This window comes from Streptomyces sp. NBC_00572 (assembly GCF_026341815.1).
Classification (GTDB): Bacteria; Actinomycetota; Actinomycetes; order Streptomycetales; family Streptomycetaceae; genus Streptomyces.
On record NZ_JAPENX010000001.1, the window covers coordinates 5,623,343 to 5,646,893 of the forward strand.

Below are 23,551 nucleotides of genomic sequence, written 5' to 3' on the forward strand. Positions count from 1 at the left end.
CCATCAGTCGCTGGCAAGACTGGGGAATCCTGCCGGACGATCGAACCACCGAGGGGGTCCCGGGATGACGGGCACTCGCATTGCCGCGCTCGGGCACTACCAGCCCGCCAAGGTGCTCACCAACCATGACCTCGCGGAGTTGGTCGACACCGACGACGCGTGGATCACCAGCCGGGTCGGTATCCGCACCCGGCACATCGGAGGCCCCGACGAACCCGTCGACGAGCTCGCCGCGCACGCGGCGGGCAAGGCCCTGGCCACCGCCGGGCTCACCCCCGACGACATCGACCTCGTCCTCGTCGCCACCTCCACGGCCATCGACCGCTCGCCCAACACGGCCGCACGCGTCGCCGCCCGCCTCGGCATGACCTCGCCCGCCACCATGGACCTCAACGTGGTCTGTGCCGGGTTCACCCATGCCCTGGCCACCGCCGACCACGCCGTACGGGCCGGCGGCTCGCGCCGCGCGCTGGTGATCGGCGCCGACAAGATGAGCGACGTGGCCGACTGGACCGACCGCACGACCTGCGTCCTCGTCGGCGACGGCGCGGGCGCCGCGATCGTCGAGGCCGTGGAGGACGAGGAGGCGGGGGCCGCCCCGGGCATCGGCCCGGTCCTGTGGGGCTCGGTGCCGGAGATGGGCCACGCCGTCCGGATCGAGGGCACCCCGCCCCGCTTCGCGCAGGAGGGCCAGAGCGTCTACCGCTGGGCCACCCAGCAGCTGCCCGCCCTCGCCCGGCAGACCTGCGAGCGGTCCGGCATCACCCCGGAGGAACTGGCGGCCGTCGTCCTCCACCAGGCCAACCTGCGGATCATCGAGCCGCTCGCCGCGAAGATCGGCGCAGTCAACGCGATCGTCGCCCGCGACGTCGTCGACTCCGGCAACACCTCGGCCGCCTCCATCCCGCTGGCCCTGGCCAAGCTGGTCGAACGCGGCGAACTCGCCACCGGCGCCCCCGTCCTCCTCTTCGGCTTCGGCGGAAACCTCTCGTACGCGGGCCAGGTCGTCCGGGTGCCGTAGCGCGGCCTTCGGTCCGCCCCCTGCGACACCCCACGGGGCGTCGCAGGAGACGGGCTGTCGGTCCGCCCCCGGGGCGTCGTAGGAGGGTCCTCCCGTCCGCCCGCGCCACGGCCACGCCCGGTCGCCGCCGTGCCCCGTTCGGCGGAGCCCGGTGGCGGCGCGCCGGTGGCGGACCTAGCTTCGATCGCGGTGAGGGTCGTCGCCTGACGGGCACGGAATCGCTCCGTGGCCGAGCCCCTCCCGTGATCTGGAGGACCGCCATGCGCGCGATACGTGCCGCTTCCGTCGTCCTGCTGAGCGCCGCCGCCGTGGTCACGGTCGCGCCGTTCGCCCTGGCGGGCGACGAAAACCACAACATCACGTCGTTCGGCTTCTCCGTCACCCCCGAGACCGTCGCCCCCGGCGGCACCGTGACGCTGAAGTCCGACGGCTGCGAAGTGCCGTCGGTGACCGTCACCTCCGGAGTCTTCGACACCGTGACCCTCACCGAGGGCCGTTCGGGCAGCGCGACCGTGGACGTCGACGCCAAGGCCGGCGCCCAGTACGAGATCGCCTTCGACTGCAAGGGCGAGCGCGGCACCACCACCCTCACGGTCGCCCAGGGCAACACCGGCGGGAACACCACCGGGCACAACGAGTCCATGCCGCCCGGAGCGCACAAGGGCGTGAAGGCCGGCTACGGAACCGCCGCCGCCGCCCGCGCGGACACCGACGGCCTCGGCGTCACCGAAGTGGTCACGGGCGTGCTGCTCATCGTCGGAGCCCTCGGCGCCGCCGTCGTCCTGGCCCGCCGCCGCGACGCCGCCGGCCGCGTCTGACGGCCGGGACCCGGGGGGGCCTGAAACGGCCCCTCCGCCCCGGTGTGACGAGGTCCGGGACGGAGGGGCACCAGAAGAAGGCGCGCTCACGGCGCGAGGAGGAGGGCGGACGTGGGGCGGTCGGACGCTTCGGGGCGACCGGACGCGACGGGGCGGCACGGCGCCTGGGGTCTCATCGCCGTCGTCCTCCTCGTCGGCGTCCACCTCGTGCGCGGTGGTACGGGCGGCACGGACGAGCTCGGGTCCGACGGTCCACCCCAGCCGCACTCCGCCGCCGCACCCGACCGCACCCGGGTCGAAGCCGCCCTCGTCCCCGCGTCCGTACCCGATCCCCTGCCCCCGTCGACCCCGGTCCGGGTCCGCGCCCCCGCCGTCCGGATAGACGCCCCGATCACGAAGGTCGGGCTCGACGCCGACGGCTGGATCGAGGCCCCGCCGCCCGAGGAGAACCGGCTCGCGGGTTGGTTCACCGGTGCGGTCACCCCCGGCGAGCGCGGCACCGCCGTCGTCGTCGGCCATGTCGACACCCCGAGCGGCCGGGCCGTCTTCTACGACCTCGGAGCCCTCCGCAAGGGACACCGCGTGGAGATCGCCCGCCGCGACGGCCGGACCGCCGTCTTCGCCGTGTACGGGGTCGAGGTCGTCCCCAAGGAGACCTTCCCCGCCGAGCGCGTCTACGGCGACGCCGGGGTACCCGAACTGCGCCTGATCACCTGCGGGGGCACCTTCACCGAGGAGAACGGCTACGCGGGCAACGTGGTGGTCTCGGCCCGCCTGGTCGACGTCCGCTGACCCCGGCCCTGCTCCCTCCCGTCCCGGCCTTACTCCCTCCCGACGCCAGCCCTACTCCCTCCCGATCTCAGCCCTTCTCCCTTCTCCACCCCGTCTTTGTCCCCAACCGGGAAAAAGTCGGGGTCGATTCATGCTCAACTTCTTCCCACCCCGGTACGCCGCTGCTACGTTCCCCTCGAAAGCCCGCAGACGAGCGTCGGCGAGAGTGCGAGAGGGAGGGGCGCGTGAGACGCATGACGGCACGACCTGCCAACCGGCATCAGGCGCGACTCCTCAGGCTGTTGCGTGACGGAGGACCCAACTCCCGCGCCCAGCTGGGAGATCAGATCGATCTCTCCCGATCCAAGCTCGCCGTCGAGGTCGACCGGCTCCTGGAGACCGGTCTCGTCGTCGCCGACGGCCTCGCCGCCTCCCGGGGCGGCCGCCGCTCGCACAACATCCGACTCGCACCCGAACTCCGCTTCCTCGGCATCGACATCGGCGCCACCTCCATCGATGTGGCCGTCACCAACGCCGAGTTGGAGGTGCTCGGACACCTCAACCACCCCATGGACGTCCGCGAGGGTCCCGTCGCCGTCTTCGAACAGGCCCTGTCGATGGCGGCGAAACTCCGCTCCACCGGAATCGCGGAAGGCTTCGACGGCGCCGGCATCGGCGTCCCCGGACCCGTCCGCTTCCCCGAGGGCGTCCCCGTCGCGCCGCCGATCATGCCCGGCTGGGACGGCTTCCCCGTACGGGAGGCCCTCAGCCAGGAACTCGGCTGCCCCGTCATGGTCGACAACGACGTGAACCTCATGGCCATGGGGGAGCAGCACGCCGGCGTCGCCCGCTCCGTCGGAGACTTCCTCTGCGTCAAGATCGGCACCGGCATCGGCTGCGGCATCGTCGTCGGCGGAGAGGTCTACCGCGGTACGACGGGCAGCGCCGGCGACATCGGACACATCCAGGTCGAACCCGACGGCCGCCCCTGCGCCTGCGGCAACAACGGCTGTCTGGAAGCCCACTTCAGCGGCGCCGCCCTGGCCCGCGACGCCGAGGACGCGGCGCGCGGCGGCAGGTCGGAGGAGCTCGCAGCCCGGCTCGCCGCGGCCGGGCACCTCACCGCCGTCGACGTCGCCGCGGCCGCCGCCGCCGGTGACGCCACCTCGCTCGCCCTCATCCGAGAGGGCGGCAACCGGGTCGGGCAGGTCATCGCCGGGCTCGTCAGCTTCTTCAACCCCGGTCTGGTGGTGATCGGAGGCGGTGTCACCGGCCTCGGTCACAACCTCCTCGCCAGTGTCCGCACCCAGGTCTACCGGCAGTCACTGCCCCTGGCCACCGGCAACCTTCCCATCGTCCTCGGGGAACTGGGCCAGACTGCCGGCGTCACCGGCGCGGCCCGCCTCATCAGCGACCACCTCTTCTCCCCGGCGTAACAGGGGATCGTGGGCACCCGTTCCGCAAGGGCGGAACGGGTGGGTGCAAACCCACCACCGGCCCGCACCCGCCGCACCACCCCCGCACGCCCACTCGCCACAGCGCACGCGCACCCGTACCCGCCGGACGGCCACCCGTACCCGCCGAGGGGATCTCCGCCATGCCCGAAGCACACCCGCCCCTGCTCACCATGTCCGGAATCACCAAGTCCTTCCCCGGCGTCCGAGCCCTCGACGGCGTCGACCTGGAGGTCGCGCCCGGCGAGGTCCACTGCCTCCTCGGCCAGAACGGCGCCGGAAAGTCCACCCTCATCAAGGTCCTCGCCGGCGCCCACCAGCCCGACGAGGGCCGGATCACCTGGAACGGCGAACCCGTCCGGCTCCGCTCCCCGAGCGCCGCCGTCCGCCTCGGCATCGCCACCATCTACCAGGAACTCGACCTCGTCGAAGGCCTCTCCGTCGCCGAGAACGTCCACCTCGGCCACGAGCCCACCACCGCCGGATTCGTCCGCAGACGGGCCGCCCGCACGGCCACCGCCGCACTCCTGAAGCGACTCGGCCACCCCGAGATCGACCCCGCCCGCCGCGTCGGCGAACTCTCCGCCGCCCAGCGGCAGATCGTCTCCATGGCCCGCGCCCTCTCCCACGACGTCCGCCTCATCGTCATGGACGAACCGTCCGCCGCCCTCGACCCCGACGAGGTCGCCAACCTCTTCCGGATCGTCGCCGACCTCACCGCCGACGGCGTCGCCGTCGTCTACATCTCCCACCGCCTCGAGGAGATCCGCCGCATCGGCGACCGCGTCACCGTCCTCAAGGACGGCCGGGCCGTCGCCCGCGGACTGCCCGCCGCGACCACCCCGACCCGCGAGGTCGTCGCCCTCATGACCGGCCGGGACGTCCCGTACGTCTTCCCCGAACGCCCCGCCCGACCACCGACGGGCCACCCCGTCCTCCGCGTCCAGGGCCTCGCCAGAAAAGGGGAGTTCGAGGCACTCGACCTCGAACTGCGCCCCGGCGAGATCGTCGGCCTCGCCGGGCTCGTCGGCTCCGGCCGCTCCGAGATCCTGGAGACCGTCTACGGGGCGCGGAAACCGACCACCGGCCGGGTGATCGTCGACGGACGGCCCCTTCGCCCCGGCAGCGTCCCCGCCGCCGTCGCCGCCGGACTCGGCCTCGCCCCCGAGGAACGCAAGGCGCAGGGCCTGCTCCTCCTCGAATCCGTCACCCGCAACGTCTCCGTCTCCTCCCTCGCCCGCTTCTCCCGGGCCGGCTGGATCGACCGCGCCACCGAACGCGAGACCGCCAGGACCGCCACCCGCGCCCTCTCCCTGCGCCCCGATCTCCCCGACGCCCCCGTCCGCACCCTCTCCGGCGGCAACCAGCAGAAGGCCGTCCTCGCCCGCTGGCTGCTGCGCGGCTGCCGTGTCCTCCTCCTCGACGAACCCACCCGAGGCGTCGACGTCGGTGCCCGCGCCGAGCTGTACGCCGTCATCCGCGGCCTCGCCGACGACGGCCTCGCCGTCCTCCTCGTCTCCAGCGAGGTGCCCGAGGTCCTCGGCCTCGCCGACCGCGTCCTGGTGCTCCGCGAAGGCCGGGTCGTCCACCAGGCACCCGCCCGTGACCTCGACGAACACCGCGTACTCGACCTCGTGATGGAAGGGAGCCCTGCGGCATGACGCTCACCACCCCGGCCAAGGCGCCGACCCAGGAGGGACGTTGGCGCACCCTCGGCCTCCGGGCCGACGTACGCAACCTGTCGCTGCTCGGCGTGCTCGCCGTGCTCATCGCCGTCGGCGGCCTCACCCGGCCCGCCGAGTTCCTCGCCACCTCCAACCTCCAACTCGTCCTGACCCAGGCGTCCGTGATCGGTGTCGTCACCGTCGGCATGACCTTCGTCATCACCAGCGGAGGCATCGACCTGTCCGTCGGCGCGATCGTCGCCCTCGCCTCCGTATGGGCCACCACCCTCGCCACCCAGGAGTTCGGCTTCGCCGGCATCCTCTTCACAGCGGTCGCCGTCGGACTCGGCTGCGGGCTCGTGAACGGCGTCCTCGTCGCGTACGGCGGCATGGTCCCGTTCATCGCGACCCTGGCCATGCTGGCCTCGGCCCGCGGTCTCGCCCTGCAGATCACCGACGGGAAGACGCAGATCGTCACCGTCCCCTCCGTCCTCGACCTCGGCGTCCCCGACGCCTACGTCCTGGGGATCCCGCCCCTCGTCCTCGTCTTCGCCGCCGTCACCGGCGCCGGATGGCTGCTGCTCAACCGGACCACCTTCGGCCGACGCACGATCGCCGTCGGCGGCAACCCGGAGGCGGCCCGCCTCGCCGGCATCGACGTACGCCGCCAGCGGCTCTTCCTCTATCTGCTCTCCGGGCTGTGCTGCGGCATCGCCGCGTTCCTGCTCGTCGTCCTCGCCGGCTCCGGCCAGAACACCAACGGCAATCTGTACGAGCTCGACGCCATCGCCGCCGCCATCATCGGCGGCACCCTCCTCAGCGGCGGCCGGGGAACCATCGTCGGCTCCGTGCTCGGCGTCCTGGTCTTCACGACCATCACCAACATCTTCGCGCTCAACAACCTGCAGAGCGACGTCCAGCAGATCGCCAAGGGCGCGATCATCGTCGCCGCCGTCCTGGTCCAGCGCCGCACCGTCCGCGACGGCGACGGCTGACCGGACACCCCCGTCCAGAACCCGCCTCACCGCCACCCCTTCACCACCACCCCCTCGGAAGGGATCCACCGCCATGCCCGAAACCAGCCGCAGACACCTCCTCTTCGGCGGCGCGGCCGTCTCCGCCGGCGCCCTGCTGACCGCCTGCACCAGCAACGAGCCCAAGAACCAGGCACCCGTCGCGAGCGCGGCGCCCGCCGCCGACGACAAGCCCGGCACCCCCGTCACCATCGGCTTCGCCGGCCCGCAGGCCGACCACGGCTGGCTCAACGCCATCAACGACAACGCCGAGCGGCGCGCGAAGAAGTACTCCGACGTCACCCTGGAGATCACCGAGGGCTCCAACGACACCGCCACCCAGATCGGCCAGGTCCAGACCCTCATCAACAAGAAGGTCGACGTCCTCGTCATCCTCCCCGCCGACGGCAAGGCCCTCACCCAGATCGGCCTCCAGGCCATGAAGGCCGGCATCCCCGTCATCAACCTCGACCGGATCTTCGCCTCACCGCAGGCCTACCGCTGCTGGATCGGCGGCGACAACTACGGCATGGGCCTCAACGCCGGCAACTTCATCGGCGAACAACTCAAGGACAAGCCCAACGCCACCGTCGTCGAACTCGCCGGCATGGACAGCCTCGAACTCACCAAGCAGCGCACCCAGGGATTCGACGACGCCCTGAAGAACTACCCCAACATCCGCAAGGTCGCCCGCCAGGCCGCCGACTTCACCGTCGAGTCCGGCCAGGCCAAGATGGCCCAACTCCTGCAGGCGCAACCCAAGTTCGACGCCCTGTGGAACCACGACGACGACCAGGGCGTCGGTGCGCTGCGGGCCGTCGCCCAGGCCGGCCGCAAGGACTTCCTGATGGTCGGCGGCGCGGGTGCCAAGGCCGCCATGGACGCCATCAAGGCCGACACCGGCGTCCTCAAGGCCACCGTCCTCTACCCGCCGACCATGGCCGCCTCCGCGATCGACCTCGCCCGCGCCCTCGGCCAGAAGAAGGGGATCGGCGGCATGTCCGAGCTGGAGATCCCCGCCTCGATCACCCTCTACTCGGCCGTCGTCACCAAGGAGAACGTCGACGAGTACCTGCCCACCGGCTTCAGCTGACCGGCCCGAACCCGGGCGGTCCGACCGGACCGGCCCCCGGCGGCCCGACCGCCCCCGGGGAGCAGCACCTCGCCGCACCACGAAACGGAGGAACCGTATGGAACAGACGGAGAGCGGGGCCGCACCGCCGACGCTCGGCATCGGCATGGTCGGCTACGCGTTCATGGGAGCCGCCCACTCCCAGGGCTGGCGCACCGCCGGCCGCGTCTTCGACCTGCCGCTGCGACCCGTCCTCGCCGCCGTCGCGGGCCGTGACGCCACCGCCGTCCGGGCCGCCGCCCGACGGCACGGCTGGGCCGCTGCCGAAACCGACTGGCGCGCCCTGATCGCCCGCGACGACGTCCAGCTCGTCGACGTCTGCACCCCCGGCGACAGCCATGCGGAGATCGCCGTCGCCGCCCTGGAGGCAGGCAAACACGTGCTGTGCGAGAAGCCGCTCGCCAACTCGGTCGCCGAGGCCGAGACGATGGCCGCGGCCGCCGAAGCGGCGGCGGCCCGAGGCCAGATCGCCATGGTCGGCTTCAACTACCGTCGGGTGCCCGCCCTTTCGTACGCACGGCAGCTCGTCGCGGACGGACGGCTCGGCACCCTGCGGCACGTCCGCGTCACCTACCTCCAGGACTGGCTCGTCGACCCCGCGTTCCCGCTGACCTGGCGCCTGGAACGCGAACACGCCGGCTCCGGCGCCCTCGGAGACCTGGGCGCCCACGCCGTCGACCTCGCCCAGTACCTCGCGGGGGAGCCGCTCGTCGGTGTGTCGGCGCTCACCGAGACCTTCGTACGGAAGCGTCCCCTGCTCGCCGGCACCGGCGTCGGCGGACTCGGCGGGGGAGCGGGATCGGAGGCGTACGGACAGGTCACGGTCGACGACGCGGCCCTGTTCACCGGGCGGCTCGCCTCCGGCGCACTCGCCTCCTTCGAGGCCACCCGGATGGCCGCGGGCCGCAAGAACGCGCTCCGGCTGGAGATCAACGGGGAGCGCGGCTCGCTCGCCTTCGACCTGGAGCGGCTCAACGAACTGTCGTTCCACGACCACACCGAACCGGCCGTCTCGGCGGGCTTCCGCCGCATCCTCGTGACCGAACCCGACCACCCGTACCTGGAGGGCTGGTGGCCGCCCGGTCACGCGCTCGGCTACGAGCACACCTTCGCCCACCAGGCCCGCGACCTGGTCCACGCCGTCGCGAGCGGCGTCGCTCCGACGCCCTCCTTCGCCGACGGCCTCCAGGTCCAGCGGGTCCTGGCCGCCGTGGAGGAGAGCGCCCGCGGCAACGCCGTCTACACCCCGGTGCCGATCCCGGCCCCCACCGCCGTCACCGCTCCCGTCCCTTCCCCCTCTCCTTCCCGCGTACCGAGCTAGGAGGCGCCCGACCGTGCCACGACCCTTCACGCTCTTCACCGGCCAGTGGGCCGACCTGCCCCTGGAGGAGGTCTGCCGGCTCGCCCGCGACTTCGGCTACGACGGCCTCGAACTCGCCTGCTGGGGCGACCACTTCGAGGTGGACAAGGCCCTCGCCGACCCGGCGTACGTCAAGGGCAGACGCGAACTGCTCGACGCGTACGGCCTGAAGTGCTGGGCGATCTCCAACCACCTGGTGGGGCAGGCCGTCTGCGACCACCCCATCGACGAACGCCACCAGGCGATCGTGCCCGCCCGCATCTGGGGCGACGGCGACGCCGAGGGGGTGCGGCAGCGGGCCGCCCGTGAGCTCGCGGACACCGCCCGGGCCGCGGCGGCACTCGGTGTCGACACCGTCGTCGGCTTCACCGGCTCCTCGATCTGGCATCTGGTGGCGATGTTCCCGCCGGTCCCCGAGCGCATGGTCGAGCGCGGCTTCGAGGACTTCGCCGAACGCTGGAACCCGATCCTCGACGTCTTCGACGCCGAAGGCGTCCGCTTCGCCCACGAGGTGCACCCCAGCGAGATCGCCTACGACTACTGGACCACCCAACGGGCCCTGGAGGCCGTCGGCCGGCGCCCCGCCTTCGGGCTCAACTTCGACCCGAGCCACTTCGTGTGGCAGGACCTCGACCCCGTCGGCTTCCTGTGGGACTTCCGCGACCGGATCTACCACGTGGACTGCAAGGAGGCCCGCAAACGGCTCGACGGCCGCAACGGGCGGCTCGGCTCCCATCTGCCCTGGGGCGACCCGCGGCGCGGCTGGGACTTCGTCTCCGCGGGACACGGCGACGTGCCCTGGGAGGACGTCTTCCGGATGCTCCGGGCCATCGGCTACGCCGGTCCCGTCTCCGTGGAGTGGGAGGACGCCGGCATGGACCGGCTGACCGGCGCCCCCGAGGCGCTGTCCTTCCTCAAGCGGTACGACTTCGACCCCCCGGCGGCCTCCTTCGACGCCGCCTTCGGGAGCGCCGACTGAGGTGAACGCGCAGGTCCGCGCCTGGCGGCGGTGACGCCGCCGGGCCGGTCCGCGCTGCCCGCGAGAGCCTTTGTCCTCTCGCTGGGAAAAGTTCGACCGTACTGGTGCGCAAGGGCTTTCCGTGGTGGACGAAGCCGACTACGGTCCCTGATGTGTACATGACGTAACTGTGGGACGTAACCGCATGACGCGACCAGCGTGACGGCGCACGCCGGTCCCCGGACAACCCGCACACCCGGCCCGACTCCGGAGGACACCCGTGCACAGAAAACGACTCCGAACCAGGAAGTCGCTCGCCCTGCTCACCATCGGACTACTCGCCCTCGGCACACCCCAGAGCCTCGCCGCCGAACCGGAAACCCCCGCCGCAACCGCCGCCGCCGAAGAGTTCCAGCAGATCACCCTCGCCAAGGGCGGCGAAGAAGTCGGCGAACCCATGTCCCTCGCCGTACTCCCGGACCGCAGCGTCCTCCACACCTCCCGCAACGGCGAACTCCGCCGCACCGACGCCGCCGGCAACACCACCGTCATCGGCACCGTCCCCGTCTACTCCCACGACGAGGAAGGCCTCCAAGGCATCGGCCTCGACCCCGACTTCGCCCGCACCAAGGCCATCTACCTCTACTACGCCCCACCCCTCGACACCCCCACCGGCGACGCCCCCGAGAACGGCACCGCCGCCGACTTCGCGAAGTACGACGGCGTCAACCGCCTCTCCCGCTTCACGCTGAAAGCCGACGGCACCCTCGACAACGCCAGCGAGAAGAAGGTCATCGACATCCCCGCCACCCGCGGCATCTGCTGCCACGTCGGCGGAGACATCGACTTCGACGCCCAGGGCAACCTCTACCTGTCGACCGGCGACGACTCCAACCCCTTCGCCTCAGACGGCTACACCCCCATCGACGAACGCCCCGACCGCAACCCCGCCTTCGACGCCCGCCGCACCTCCGGCAACACCAACGACCTCCGCGGCAAGATCCTCCGCATCAAGGTCGCCGACGACGGCACGTACACCGTCCCCGAAGGCAACCTCTTCGCCCCCGGCACGGACAGGACCCGGCCCGAGATCTACGCCATGGGCTTCCGCAACCCCTTCCGCTTCAGCGTCGACAAGGCCACCGGCATCCTCTACGTCGGCGACTACGGCCCCGACGCCGGCGCCGCCGACCCCAAGCGAGGCCCCGCCGGACAGGTCGAATTCGCCCGCGTCACCAAGCCCGGCAACTTCGGCTGGCCCTTCTGCACCGGCAACAACGACCCCTACGTCGACTACGACTTCGCCACCAAGACCTCCGGCGCCACATACGACTGCGGAGCCCTCAAGAACGACTCCCCGTACAACACCGGACTCGTCGACCTCCCGCCCGCCGAACCCGCCTGGATCCCCTACAACGGCGGCTCCGTACCCGAGTTCGGCACCGGCTCCGAATCACCCATGGGCGGCCCCGTCTACCGCTACGACCCCGCCAACACCTCCCCGGTGAAGTTCCCCGAGACGTACGACGGGGACTTCTTCGCAGGCGAGTTCGGCCGCCGCTGGATCAAGCGGATCGACCAGGACACCAACGGCACCGTCGCCGCCATCAACCCCGTCCCCTGGACCGGCACCCAGATCATGGACATGGCCTTCGGCCCCGACGGAGCCCTCTACGTCCTCGACTACGGCACCGCCTGGTTCGGCGGCGACCACAACTCCGGCCTCTACCGCATCGAGAACGCCACCGGCGGACGCTCCCCGGTCGCCGAGGCAAGCGTGAACAAGACCTCCGGCACGGCACCCCTCAAGGTCGCCTTCTCCTCCGCCGGAACCACCGACGGCGACGGCGACGCCCTCACCTACACCTGGGACTTCGGCGACGGCGGCACCTCCACCACCGCCAACCCCACCCACACCTACCGCAAGAACGGCACCTACACCGCCACCGTCACGGCGAAGGACGCGAGCGGCCGCACCGGCTCCGCCTCCGTCCACATCGTCGTCGGCAACACCGCACCCAAGGTCACCCTCGAACTCCCCGCAGAAGGAGCCCTCTTCTCCTTCGGCGACGACATCCCCTTCAAGGTCACCGTCACCGACCCCGAAGACGGCGCCATCGACTGCGCCAAGGTCAAGGTCACCTACGTCCTCGGCCACGACAGCCACGGCCACCCCGTCACCACCGCCAACGGCTGCACCGGCACCATCAAGACCTCCGCCGACGGCGGACACGACGACGACGCCAACATCTTCGCCGTCTTCAACGCCGAATACACCGACGGCGGAGCCGGCGGCCAGGCCGCCCTCACCGGCAACGACCAGGCCAAACTCCAGCCCCGCCACCGCCAGGCCGAACACTTCGACGCCCAGAACGGCGTCAACCTCTTCGACAAGACCCAGGCCAACGGCGGACGCACCGTCGGCGACATCGACAACGGCGACTGGATCTCCTTCAAGCCCTACAACCTCAGCGGAGCCACCAAACTCACCGCCCGCATCTCCTCCGGCGGCAACGGCGGCTTCCTCGAAGTCCGCACCGGCTCACCCACCGGCCCCCTCCACGGCTCCGCACCCGTCCCCGTCACCGGAAGCTGGGAGACCTTCCAGGACATCGACGTACCCCTGCGGAACCTGCCCCGCAAGACCACCGAACTCTTCCTCGTCTTCAAGGGCGGCACCGGCGCCCTCTACGACGTCGACGACTTCACCTTCTCCAACACCCCGGTCAACCACCACACCAAGCGAGTCCTGGTCTTCTCCAAGACCGCAGGATTCCGCCACGACTCCATCGGCACAGGCATCACCGCCCTCAAGGAACTCGGCACCACCAGCGACATCATCATCGACAGCACCGAAGAACCACGCCAGTTCACCACCAACAACCTCGCCCGCTACGACGCCGTCGTCTTCCTCTCCACCACCGGCGACGTCCTCGACACCGACCAACAGAAGGCCTTCGAGAACTACGTCTCCACCGGCGGCGGCTACATGGGCATCCACGCCGCGGCCGACACCGAATACGACTGGAGCTTCTACGGCGGACTCGTCGGCGCCTACTTCCAGTCCCACCCCCAGATCCAGCCCGCCACCGTCCGCGCCGAAGACCACACCCACCCCGCCACCGCCCACCTCGACGGGCCCTGGCAGCGCACCGACGAGTGGTACAACTACCGCACCAACCCCCGCGACCAGGCCCGCGTCCTCGCCACCCTCGACGAAACCACCTACCAGGGCGGCACCATGAAGGGCGACCACCCCATCGCCTGGTGCCAGACCTACGGCGGCGGCCGCTCCTTCTACACCGGAGGCGGCCACACCAAGGAGTCGTACGCCGAACCCGCCTTCCGCCAACACCTCCTGGGCGGCCTCCGCTACGCCACCGGCCAGGTCAAGGCCGACTGCCGGCCCCAGACCGGCTACCGCGACCTCTTCAACGGCGAGACCCACGAAGGCTGGAAGCAGGCCGGACCCGGCGGCTTCGACATCACCGACCGCGCACTCCACTCCACCGGCGGCATGGGCATGCTCTGGTACCAGGCCAAGGAACTCCGGTCCTACTCGCTCACCCTCGACTGGAAACTCACCGGAGACTCCAACTCCGGCATCTTCGTCGGCTTCCCCGCCTCCGACGACCCCTGGTCCGCCGTGAACAACGGCTACGAGATCCAGATCGACGCCACCGACGCCGCCGACCGCACCACCGGCGCCGTCTACGGCTTCAAGTCCGCCAACCTCAAGGCCCGCGACCAGGCCCTCCGCCCGCCCGGCCAGTGGAACACCTACGAAATCCGCGTCCAGGGCGAACGCCTCCAGGTCTTCCTCAACGGCCTCAAGATCAACGACTTCACCAACACCGACCCCGCCCGCAGCCTCACCAGCGGCCACATCGGCATCCAGAACCACGGAGCCCAGGACCAGGCCGCCTTCCGCGACATCCGCCTCAAGCAACTCCCCACCTCCTGACGGAAGTCCCCCAGCCGACGGTGGGCGGGGCGGCGCCGTACCCCCCGCCCACCGTCACCACCCCCAACCCCCAATCCCCATTCCCCGGATGAGCAGGGAGGCCGACGCCATGACCCCCGCACCCCGCACCGGAATCTGGCTCATCGGCGCGAGAGGCTCCGTCGCCACCACCACCGTGGCCGGCCGCGCCGCCCTCGTCGCCGGACTCCACCCACCCACCGGCATGGCCACCGAAACCCCCGAACTCGCCGACACCGGCCTGCCCCCACTCGCCGACCTCGTCTTCGGCGGCCACGACACCACCGACTGCCCGCTCCCCAAACGAGCCGAACAACTCACCACCGCCGGAGTCCTCCCGTACGGCCTCACCCACGCCGTCACCCGCGAACTCGAAGCCGCCGACCACGAGATCCGCCCCGGCGGACCCACCCCCGGCGACACCCGCACCGACGAACAACTCGTCAAAGCCTTCACCCACGACCTGACGGACTTCCGGGCACGCATTGGCCTGGACCGCGTCGTGGTCGTCAATGTGGCCTCCACGGAGCCGGCGTCGGGGGGCGTCGGGCTCCCACCCAGCACCCTGTACGCCGCCGCAGCACTCCGCGCAGGCTGCCCGTACGTCAACTTCACCCCGTCCACGGGCCTGCGCCACCCCGCCCTCGCCGCCCCGCTCGCCGCGAGCGGACTGCCGCACGCCGGCCGCGACGGCAAGACCGGCCAGACCCTCCTCCGCGCCGTCCTCGCCCCGATGTTCCGCCAGCGCGCCCTGACCGTACGCGCCTGGTCCGGCAGCAACCTCCTCGGCGGCGGCGACGGAGCCGCCCTCGCCGACCCGGCAGCAGCCGCCGCCAAGAACGCCGGCAAGGAACGCGTCCTCACCGACACCCTCGGCACCGGCGTCGAAGGCCAGGTCCACATCGACGACGTCCCCGCGATGGGGGAGTGGAAGACCGCCTGGGACCACATCGCCTTCGACGGCTTCCTCGGCACCCGCATGATCCTCCAGACCCTCTGGCAGGGCTGCGACTCGGCCCTCGCCGCCCCCCTCGTCCTCGACCTGGCGCGCCTCACCGCCCGCGCCCACGAGAGGGGACTCACGGGCCCCCTGGAAGACCTCGCCTTCTACTTCAAGGACCCCGAAGGCACCCCACCGGCCTCCCTCGCGGACCAGTACGAGCGCTTGCTGGCCTTCGGCCGCACGCTGGGGGACCGTCCGGGCACGAGGGACATGGGTACGGAGACCCCCCGATGACCCGGCGACGTACCGGCCGGGCACAGGCCTGGGCGGAACTCCTCCGCGTATCGGCGCTGTTCTCGGTACCCGGCGACGCCCTCGCCGGCGCCGCGGCGACCGGGACCCGCCCCGGCCGGGGCACCCTCTGCGCGATCGGCGCCTCGCTCTGCCTGTACGAGGCGGGCATGGCCCTCAACGACTGGGCCGACCGGACGGAGGACGCCGCCGAACGCCCCCACCGCCCGCTGCCCTCCGGCCGCATCACACCGAGAGCCGCCCTCACGGCCTCGGTGGCCCTGACAACGACGGGCCTGGCACTGGCCTCCCGCGCGGGCCGCCCGTCCCTCGCGGTCGCCACCGCCCTCGCCACCACGGTCTGGGCCTACGACCTCGGCCTCAAACACACGCCGGCCGGCCCCGCCACCATGGCCACGACCCGAGCCCTGGACCTCCTCCTGGGAGCCACGGCCTCGACGAGCGGAAGCGGCAGACCCCACCCCCGCGCCGTCCACGCCCTCCCCTCCGCCGCCCTGCTCGGGGCTCACACCTACGCCGTCACCGCCGTCTCCCGCCACGAGACCCAGGGCGGCTCCACCCGCACCCCGCTCGCCGCACTCGCCGTGACCCTGGCAGTGGCCGGGGCGGTGGCGGTTGCAGGGGCAGGGGCAGGGGCAGGGGCAGGGGCAGGGACCGGGGCAGGGACCGGGGCGGCCTCGGGCGGCGTGACCGGCCGCCGGCCGGCCGGCACCGCCGCTTCCTCCGTCTCCCTCTCCGGGGCCCCCGCCCCCCGCCCCCACCCCGCCCTCCCCACCCGCCTGCCCCTCCCCTCCCGCGGTCTCGGCACCCTCCTCGCCCTGGCCTACGCCCGTACCCCCGCCACCCTCCTCCTCCACGCCGCGCTCAACCCGTCCGCGGCGCTCACCGAGCGGGCCGTCGGTGGCGGGATCCGGGCCACGATCCCGCTCCAGGCCGCGCTCGCCGCCCGCGCCGGGGCACCGGGAACCGCGCTCGCGCTGCTCGGTCTCGTCCCGGCCGCGCGCGCCCTCGCCCGGAAGGTGAGCCCCACATGAGCACCCCGCGTCCCGCCGCCCGCCGCCCAGCCGGTTCCGGCCCCAGGCTCTCCACGCGGCGCACCGACCACCGCGCACCTCACCCCGCGCCTCACCCCACACCCGACCTCGCGGCCCACCCCTCGGCCGGCCCCTCTGCCCGCCCCCGGCTGGGCTACGGCACCAACGGCCTCACCGATCTACGGCTCGACGAGGCACTCGGGCTCCTCGCCGATCTCGGCTATGACGGCGTCGGGCTGACGCTCGACCACATGCACCTCGACCCCCTCGCCCCCGGCCTGGCCGCCCGCACCGCCCAGGTCGCCCGGCGCCTCGGCGCACTCGGCCTCGGCGTGACCGTCGAGACCGGTGCCCGCTACGTCCTCGATCCGCGCCGCAAGCACGGCCCCTCCCTGCTCGACCCGGATCCCGAGGACCGCGCCGCCCGCGTCCGGCTGCTGCTGAGGGCCGTGCGGGTCGCCGCCGACCTCGGCGCCCACGCCGTGCACTGCTTCAGCGGCGTCCTCCCCCACGACACCCCGCCCGACGAGGCCTGGAAGCGCCTCACCTCCTCGCTCACTCCTGTCCTGGAGGCCGCGGAAGCCGCCCGCGTCCCCCTCGCCGTCGAACCCGAACCAGGCCACCTCCTCGCCACCCTCGACGACTTCCACCAGCTGCGCGGACTCATCGGCGACCCCGCACCCGCCGTACTCGGCCTCACCCTCGACATCGGCCACTGCCAGTGCCTCGAACCCCTCCCTCCCGCCGACTGCCTACGCGCCGCCGCGCCCTGGGTGCACCACATCCAGATCGAGGACATGCGGCGCGGCGTCCACGAGCACCTGCCGTTCGGCGACGGTGAGATCGACTTCCCGCCGGTACTCGCCGCCGTCGGCGAACTCACGGCCGCCGGCTATCCCGGGCTGACCGTCGTCGAACTGCCCCGGCACTCCCACGCCGGCCCCGAACTAGCCCGCACCTCCCTCTCCTTCCTGCGCCGGGAGACCCCGCCATGCTGACCGGCACCGCCACCGCCACCATCCGCGCCTGGCTGGACTCCGCCCTCGCCGAGGCCTCCGCCCGGACCCCCGGGTGGGAGGAGCGGTTCGTCACCGCCGGCCGGCACTGCGGTCGCGAGCACGCGGACGAGGCCCGCACCCTTCTCCTCCGGGCGGCCGAGGCCGACCCCGACACCCTCGCCCGCCTCTATCACCACGGCGCCACCGCCGAGCGCCGCGCCGTCCTCCTGGCCCTCCCCGCCCTCGTCACCGGCCCCGAGGCCCTTCCCCTCGTCGAGGACGCCCTCCGCACCCACGACACCACCCTCCTCGCCGCCGCCCTCGGCCCCTACGCCGCCACTCACCTCACCCCCCACACCTGGCGCCACGCCCTCCTCAAATGTCTCTTCACCGGCGTCCCCGTCACGGTCGTCGCCGGACTCGCCGAGCGCGCCGCCGGCGACACCGAACTCGCCCGGATGCTCACCGACCACGCCGCCGAGCGCATCGCCGCCGACCGCGACGTCCCAGCCGACCTGCCCCGCGTCCTCGCCCTCACCGCGCCCGCCGAGGAGTCCTGATGCGCATCTTCGACCCGCACATCCACATGACCTCGCGCACCACGGACGACTACCGGTCGATGTACGACGCCGGTGTCCGCGCCCTCGTCGAACCGTCGTTCTGGCTCGGCCAGCCCCGCACCTCGCCCGCCTCCTTCCTCGACTACTTCGACTCCCTCCTCGGCTGGGAGCCCTTCCGCGCCGCCCAGCACGGCATCGCCCACCACTGCGCCCTCGCCCTCAACCCGAAGGAGGCCAACGACCCCCGCTGCGTCCCCGTCCTCGACGCCCTGCCCCGGTATCTCGCCAAGGACGGTGTCGTCGCCGTCGGCGAGATCGGGTACGACTCCCTGACGCCCGCCGAGGACACGGCGCTCGCCGCCCAGCTCCAGCTCGCGGCCGACCACGGCCTGCCGGCGCTCGTCCACACCCCGCACCGCGACAAGCTCACCGGCCTGCGCCGCACCCTGGACGTCGTGCGCGAGTCCGTGCTCGCCCCGGACCACGTCCTCCTCGACCACCTCAACGAGACGACCGTCAAGGAGGCCGCCGACAGCGGCGCCTGGCTCGGCTTCTCCGTCTATCCCGACACCAAGATGGACGAGGACCGGACGGTCGCGATCCTCAAGGAGTACGGAACCGAACGCGTCCTCGTGAACTCGGCCGCGGACTGGGGCCGCAGCGACCCCCTCAAGACCCGCTCGGTCGCCGAGGCCATGCTCACCGCCGGCTTCACGGACGACGACGTCGACCAGGTCCTCTGGCGCAACCCCGTCGCCTTCTACGGGCTCAGCGGACGACTCCACCTCGACCTCCCCACCCCGCCGGACCTGTATGAGGGCAACTCCGTCCTTCGCGGCGGGGAATGAGGCGCCCCCATGCGCTTCCGGCACCCCGACGGCTCCACCGTCCACCTCGCCTACTGCACCAACGTGCACCCGGCCGAGACCCTCGACGGCGTCCTCGCCCAGCTCCGCGACCACTGCGAGCCGGTCCGCCGCCGCCTCGGCCGCGACCGTCTCGGCATCGGACTCTGGCTCGCCCGGGACGCCGCCCGTTCCCTGACCACCGACCCGGCCTCGCTCCGAGCCCTGCGCGCCGAACTGGATCGACGCGGCCTCGAAGTGGTCACCCTCAACGGCTTTCCGTACGAAGGCTTCGGCGCCGCCGAGGTCAAGTACCGCGTCTACCAGCCCGACTGGACCCGCCCCGAGCGCCTCGCCCACACCACCGACCTCGCCCGTCTCCTCGCCGCGCTGCTTCCCGAGGACGTCACCGAAGGGTCCGTCTCCACCCTGCCTCTCGCCTGGCGCACGGCCTTCGACGCCGATGCCGCCGCCACCGCCCGTACTGCCCTCAGGACGCTCTCCGTCCGGCTCGACGCGCTGGAGGAACTCACCGGGAGAAGCATCCGGATCGGCCTCGAACCGGAGCCGGGCTGCGTCGTCGAGACCGTCGCCGACGCCGTCACCGCACTCACCGCACTCACCGCCGTGCCGAGCCCTCGTCCTGGCCGCACTCCTGACCGCAGCCCGAGCCCGGAACCGATCCCCGGTCCGGTCCCCGGTCCGAGCTCCGCTCCGAGCCTCCGTATCGGTGTCTGCCTCGACACCTGCCATCTCGCGACCTCCTTCGAGGACCCGCGCACCGCCCTGGACTCCCTCGCCGCAGCGGGCATCCCGGTACCCAAGGCCCAGCTCTCGGCCGCGCTCCACGCCGAGCACCCACACCTCCCCGAGGTCAGGGCGGCGCTCGCCGCGTTCGCCGAGCCCCGCTTCCTCCACCAGACCCGCACCCGAACCGCCGCCGGCCTCCGCGGCACCGACGACCTCCCGGAGGCCCTCGGCACCGCCGCCCCGACGGTCCCCGGCCTCCCCGACGCGACACCCTGGCGCGCCCATTTCCACATCCCCCTGCACGCTCCGCCCGCCCCTCCGCTCAGCTCCACGCTCCCCGTACTCCGGGACGCCCTCGCCCTCCTCGTCGGCGGCCCGCACCCGCGCACCCACCACCTGGAGGTCGAGACGTACACCTGGCAGGCCCTTCCGCCCGAGAGCCGACCCCGCACCCGGGCCCGGCTCGCCGACGGCATCGCCGCCGAACTGACCCTGGCCCGCGAGCTGCTGACCGACCTCGGCCTCAAGGAACTGCCATGAACGACACCGCACCCGCACCCGCTTCCACACCCGCGCCCACCCCCCTCCTGGTCCTCGACGTCGTCGGTCTCACCCCACGGCTGCTGCCGCACATGCCCCACCTGGCCGCCCTCGCCCGCAACGGCTCCCAGGCCCCGCTCTCCACCGTCCTGCCCGCCGTCACCTGCACCGCCCAGACCACCTTCCTCACCGGCACCCTCCCGACCGAGCACGGCATCGTCGGCAACGGCTGGTACTTCCGGGACCTCGGCGACGTCCTGCTGTGGCGCCAGCACAACGGCCTCGTCTCCGGAGACCGCCTCTGGGACGCCGCCCGCCGCAGCCATCCCGGCTACACCGTTGCCAACATCTGCTGGTGGTACGCGATGGGCGCCGACACCGACATCACCGTCACCCCCCGCCCCGTCTACTACGCCGACGGACGCAAGGAACCCGACTGCTACACCCGGCCACCCGCCCTGCACGACGAACTCACCGAGAAGTTCGGCACGTTCCCCCTCTTCCACTTCTGGGGACCCGGCGCCGACCTCGTCTCCAGCCGCTGGATCGTCGACGCCACCCGTCACATCCTCCGCACCCGCCGTCCCGACCTCGCCCTCTGCTACGTCCCGCACCTCGACTACGACCTGCAGCGCTACGGCCCCGACGACCCGCGCTCCTTCCGCGCCGCCGCAGCACTCGACACCGTCCTCGCCCCGCTCCTGGCCGAAGCACGGGCCGAGGGCCGTACGGTCGTCGTCCTCTCCGAGTACGGGATCACCCGGGTCGAGCGCCCCGTCGACATCAACCGCGCCCTGCGCCGCGCCGGCCTCCTGGAGGTCCACACCCAGGACGGCATGGAGTACCTGGACCCCATGACCTCCAGGGCGTTCGCCGTCGCCGACCACCAGATCGCCCATGTCTACGTGCGGCGGCCCACGGACCTGCCGGCCGTCCGGGCAGCCCTCGCGGACCTTCCCGGTCTGGAACGGCTCCTCGACGACGAGGGCAAGAAGGAACACGGCCTGGACCATCCGCGCTCGGGGGAGCTGGTCGCCCTCGCCGAGCCCGACGCCTGGTTCACGTACTACTACTGGCTCGACGACGCCCGCGCCCCCGACTTCGCGCAGCTCGTCGAGATCCATCGCAAGCCCGGCTACGACCCCGCCGAACTCCTCATGGACCCCCTCGATCCCTACGTGCGGATCAAGGCAGCCAGGGAGATCGCCCGCAAGAAGCTCGGTATGCGGTACCGGCTGGCGGTCGTCCCCCTTGACCCCTCACCTCTTCGCGGCAGCCATGGCCGCCTTCCCACGAGCGATGACGAAGGTCCGCTCATCCTGTGCTCCACCCCCCGCGCCCTGGACGGCCGCGTCGCGGCCACCGATGTGAAGAACCTGCTGCTCAGGCTGGCCGGAGTCGCCCGAGACGCCTTTCCGAATCCAGCTGAATCCAGTGAAGCAGGCCCCTCCGACAGCCAAGGAGTTATCCACAGATGAGTCGCACCCGCCGTTCCGAAGCCGCCAACGACCCCGAGCTTGTCCACAGGCTCAGCAGGCGGAACATGCTGAGCGTCGCCGCCGGCGCGACCGCCGCCGCCCTCCTCGGCGCCGCGGCCCCCGCGGCCGCCGCGGCCCAGAACGACAGTGAGCGCCACGGCCAGGGCCATGGTCGCCCCGTCCTGCCGCCGGGCCGCCTCGGAATCCAGCTCTACTCGCTCCGCGACAAGGTCGCGACCCTCGGCTTCGCCGCCGTCTTCGCCGAACTGCAGAAGTACGGCTACGACGAGGTCGAGTACGCCGGCTACAGCCAGGGCTCCGCCGGTCCCCTCAGCCTCGCCCAGCTCAAGCGCCTCACCCGCGACCACGGTCTGCGTCCCATCGGCAGCCACGTCGGCTACTACGCCGACGACCCCGGCGCGTACACCTTCGCCCAGAACCTCGACCGCGTCCTCGACGACGCCGCCGCCCTGGGGCTGCCCCACATCGGTACTGCCTCCGGGCCCTGGCGCTACGGCTCCACGGTCGACGGTTGGAAGCGCTGTGCCGAGGAGTTCAACAGGTTCGGCGCCGCGGCGAGGAAGCGCGGCATGAAGTTCTACCAGCACAACCACTCGGAGGAGTTCTCCTTCGCCAGTGACCGCCCCGACGTACGCCTCTACGACGTCCTTCTCGCCGAGACCGACCCCGACCTGGTGCATCTGGAGATGGACATCTTCTGGGCGTACGTCGGCCAGTACCGCTACTCGACCCGCCCGGACGGCACCCCCGCCCCCTTCGACCCGCTCGACTACGTCCTCGCCCAGCCCCACCGCTATCCGCTGTTCCACGTCAAGGACGGCGACCGCGACGACACCGCCGTCCCCTACGGCTACCGGATGACGGACGTAGGGGACGGCGACATCGACTACCGGCGCTTCATCTCGGCGGTGAACCGCACCCACCACGGCAGGAACGCCCATCACTGGCAGACCGAGCGAGACAACCCCGTGGACTCGCTGAGCTTCGCCCGCAGGTCCAGCGCCCACCTCCACTCCCTGCGCGAGAAGGGCCGCTGACCCGTCCCTGTGCGAGAAGGGGCGGCCGACCCGCCGGACGGCTTCGGACCCCCTCGACCGGGGGTCCGAGGCCGCCGGGCATCGCAGCACGGCACTCTGCGTGCGCGGTCCGAGGCGTTCCGTGCGCATGGTCGGGAGATCTGGACTTGATCAAGGACTGCAAGGCGGCTTCACCCCACTGACCACGGAAAACGCTGGTGAAAGGCGCCTGGAACCCCTGGTAGAGTTACATCTGTCGCTGCGAGGGAAACCCCGAATCGACAGACACCTTGTCCGGGTGGCGGAATGGCAGACGCGCTAGCTTGAGGTGCTAGTGCCCTTTATCGGGCGTGGGGGTTCAAGTCCCCCCTCGGACACCAGCGGAAATGCCGGTCGATCTCGTATCGACCGGCATTTCGCGTTGTGCGCGGTGGCCCCCGGCGGGCCCCCCGTGGCCTGGGGTGGCGGGCCGGGAGCCCGCCTATCCTGGGGGAGTGATCGAGAACATTCCCCCCTGTCCCCAGTGCTCCAGCGAGTACACCTACGAGATGAACAATCTGGTGGTGTGCCCCGAGTGCGGCCACGAGTGGGTGCCGGCCGCCGACGGTGCGAGCGGCACCGCCGGTGCGGAGGCGGGCGGGGAGCGCGTGATCAAGGACGCCGTCGGCAATGTGCTCAGTGATGGCGACACGGTGACCGTCGTCAAGGCACTCAAGGTCAAGGGCAACCCCTCCGGGATCAAGGCGGGCACCAAGGTGCGCAACATCCGCCTGGTCGACGGCGTCGACGGACACGACATCGACTGCAGGATCGACGGCTTCGGTGCCATGCAGCTCAAGTCCAGCGTGGTCAAGAAGGCCTGAGCCGCGCGATGGCCGATG

The 23,551-nt window shown here is 72.0% G+C and carries 19 protein-coding genes and 1 tRNA gene; all 20 read left to right on the forward strand.

Annotated features, from left to right (window positions below; translation table 11 throughout):
- Positions 1-64 precede the first annotated feature (64 nt).
- Entirely contained in the window at positions 65-1,021 is a 957-nt protein-coding gene (locus tag OG514_RS25740; protein ID WP_266898717.1) for a beta-ketoacyl-ACP synthase III, read from the forward strand.
- 260 nt (positions 1,022-1,281) lie between these two features.
- Positions 1,282-1,839: a hypothetical protein gene (locus tag OG514_RS25745; protein ID WP_266898719.1), complete on the forward strand. Its 558-nt coding sequence runs from the start codon at positions 1,282-1,284 to the stop codon at positions 1,837-1,839.
- Positions 1,840-1,950: 111 nt separating this feature from the next.
- The gene (locus tag OG514_RS25750) at positions 1,951-2,631 is read left to right on the forward strand and encodes a class F sortase (protein ID WP_266898721.1); all 681 of its coding nucleotides are present in this window, start codon (positions 1,951-1,953) and stop codon (positions 2,629-2,631) included.
- 233 nt (positions 2,632-2,864) lie between these two features.
- The gene (locus OG514_RS25755; RefSeq protein WP_266898723.1) at positions 2,865-4,046 is read left to right on the forward strand and encodes an ROK family transcriptional regulator; all 1,182 of its coding nucleotides are present in this window, start codon (positions 2,865-2,867) and stop codon (positions 4,044-4,046) included.
- Positions 4,047-4,237: 191 nt separating this feature from the next.
- Entirely contained in the window at positions 4,238-5,725 is a 1,488-nt protein-coding gene (locus tag OG514_RS25760) for a sugar ABC transporter ATP-binding protein (RefSeq protein ID WP_266900961.1), read from the forward strand.
- A complete protein-coding gene (locus tag OG514_RS25765; RefSeq protein WP_266898725.1) occupies positions 5,722-6,723 on the forward strand; it encodes an ABC transporter permease in 1,002 nt (333 codons plus the stop codon). The genes OG514_RS25760 and OG514_RS25765 overlap by 4 nt, the downstream gene beginning before the upstream one ends.
- 73 nt (positions 6,724-6,796) lie before the next feature.
- Positions 6,797-7,834, forward strand: a complete 1,038-nt coding sequence (locus OG514_RS25770; RefSeq protein WP_266898727.1) for a substrate-binding domain-containing protein — start codon at positions 6,797-6,799, stop codon at positions 7,832-7,834.
- A 97-nt stretch (positions 7,835-7,931) separates the two neighbouring features.
- Entirely contained in the window at positions 7,932-9,194 is a 1,263-nt protein-coding gene (locus OG514_RS25775) for a Gfo/Idh/MocA family protein (RefSeq protein ID WP_266898729.1), read from the forward strand.
- Between the two features lie 13 nt (positions 9,195-9,207).
- Positions 9,208-10,212: a sugar phosphate isomerase/epimerase gene (locus tag OG514_RS25780; protein WP_266898731.1), complete on the forward strand. Its 1,005-nt coding sequence runs from the start codon at positions 9,208-9,210 to the stop codon at positions 10,210-10,212.
- Positions 10,213-10,471: 259 nt separating this feature from the next.
- Positions 10,472-14,155: a ThuA domain-containing protein gene (locus OG514_RS25785; RefSeq protein WP_266898733.1), complete on the forward strand. Its 3,684-nt coding sequence runs from the start codon at positions 10,472-10,474 to the stop codon at positions 14,153-14,155.
- Positions 14,156-14,264: 109 nt separating this feature from the next.
- A complete protein-coding gene (locus OG514_RS25790; protein ID WP_266898735.1) occupies positions 14,265-15,410 on the forward strand; it encodes an inositol-3-phosphate synthase in 1,146 nt (381 codons plus the stop codon).
- The gene (locus OG514_RS25795) at positions 15,407-16,462 is read left to right on the forward strand and encodes an SCO3242 family prenyltransferase (RefSeq protein WP_266898737.1); all 1,056 of its coding nucleotides are present in this window, start codon (positions 15,407-15,409) and stop codon (positions 16,460-16,462) included. Before OG514_RS25790 ends, OG514_RS25795 begins: the two co-directional genes overlap by 4 nt.
- Positions 16,459-17,460 carry a sugar phosphate isomerase/epimerase gene (locus OG514_RS25800; RefSeq protein WP_266898739.1) on the forward strand — a complete coding sequence of 334 codons (1,002 nt, stop codon included), beginning with the start codon at positions 16,459-16,461 and terminating at the stop codon, positions 17,458-17,460. The genes OG514_RS25795 and OG514_RS25800 overlap by 4 nt, the downstream gene beginning before the upstream one ends.
- Entirely contained in the window at positions 17,454-18,020 is a 567-nt protein-coding gene (locus OG514_RS25805; protein WP_266898741.1) for an EboA domain-containing protein, read from the forward strand. The genes OG514_RS25800 and OG514_RS25805 overlap by 7 nt, the downstream gene beginning before the upstream one ends.
- On the forward strand, positions 18,020-18,868 hold the full coding sequence (locus OG514_RS25810) for a TatD family hydrolase (RefSeq protein ID WP_266898743.1): 849 nt from the start codon (positions 18,020-18,022) through the stop codon (positions 18,866-18,868). Before OG514_RS25805 ends, OG514_RS25810 begins: the two co-directional genes overlap by 1 nt.
- A gap of 9 nt (positions 18,869-18,877) precedes the next feature.
- On the forward strand, positions 18,878-20,155 hold the full coding sequence (eboE, locus tag OG514_RS25815; RefSeq protein WP_266898745.1) for a metabolite traffic protein EboE: 1,278 nt from the start codon (positions 18,878-18,880) through the stop codon (positions 20,153-20,155).
- Complete coding sequence (locus OG514_RS25820) at positions 20,152-21,633, forward strand: nucleotide pyrophosphatase/phosphodiesterase family protein (RefSeq protein WP_266898747.1); 1,482 nt, start codon at positions 20,152-20,154, stop codon at positions 21,631-21,633. The genes eboE and OG514_RS25820 overlap by 4 nt, the downstream gene beginning before the upstream one ends.
- The gene (locus OG514_RS25825) at positions 21,630-22,691 is read left to right on the forward strand and encodes a sugar phosphate isomerase/epimerase (RefSeq protein ID WP_266898749.1); all 1,062 of its coding nucleotides are present in this window, start codon (positions 21,630-21,632) and stop codon (positions 22,689-22,691) included. The genes OG514_RS25820 and OG514_RS25825 overlap by 4 nt, the downstream gene beginning before the upstream one ends.
- Before the next feature lie 271 nt (positions 22,692-22,962).
- Positions 22,963-23,050, forward strand: a tRNA-Leu gene (locus OG514_RS25830).
- Positions 23,051-23,164: 114 nt separating this feature from the next.
- Positions 23,165-23,533, forward strand: a complete 369-nt coding sequence (locus OG514_RS25835) for a zinc ribbon domain-containing protein YjdM (protein ID WP_323181604.1) — start codon at positions 23,165-23,167, stop codon at positions 23,531-23,533.
- Positions 23,534-23,551 lie beyond the last annotated feature (18 nt).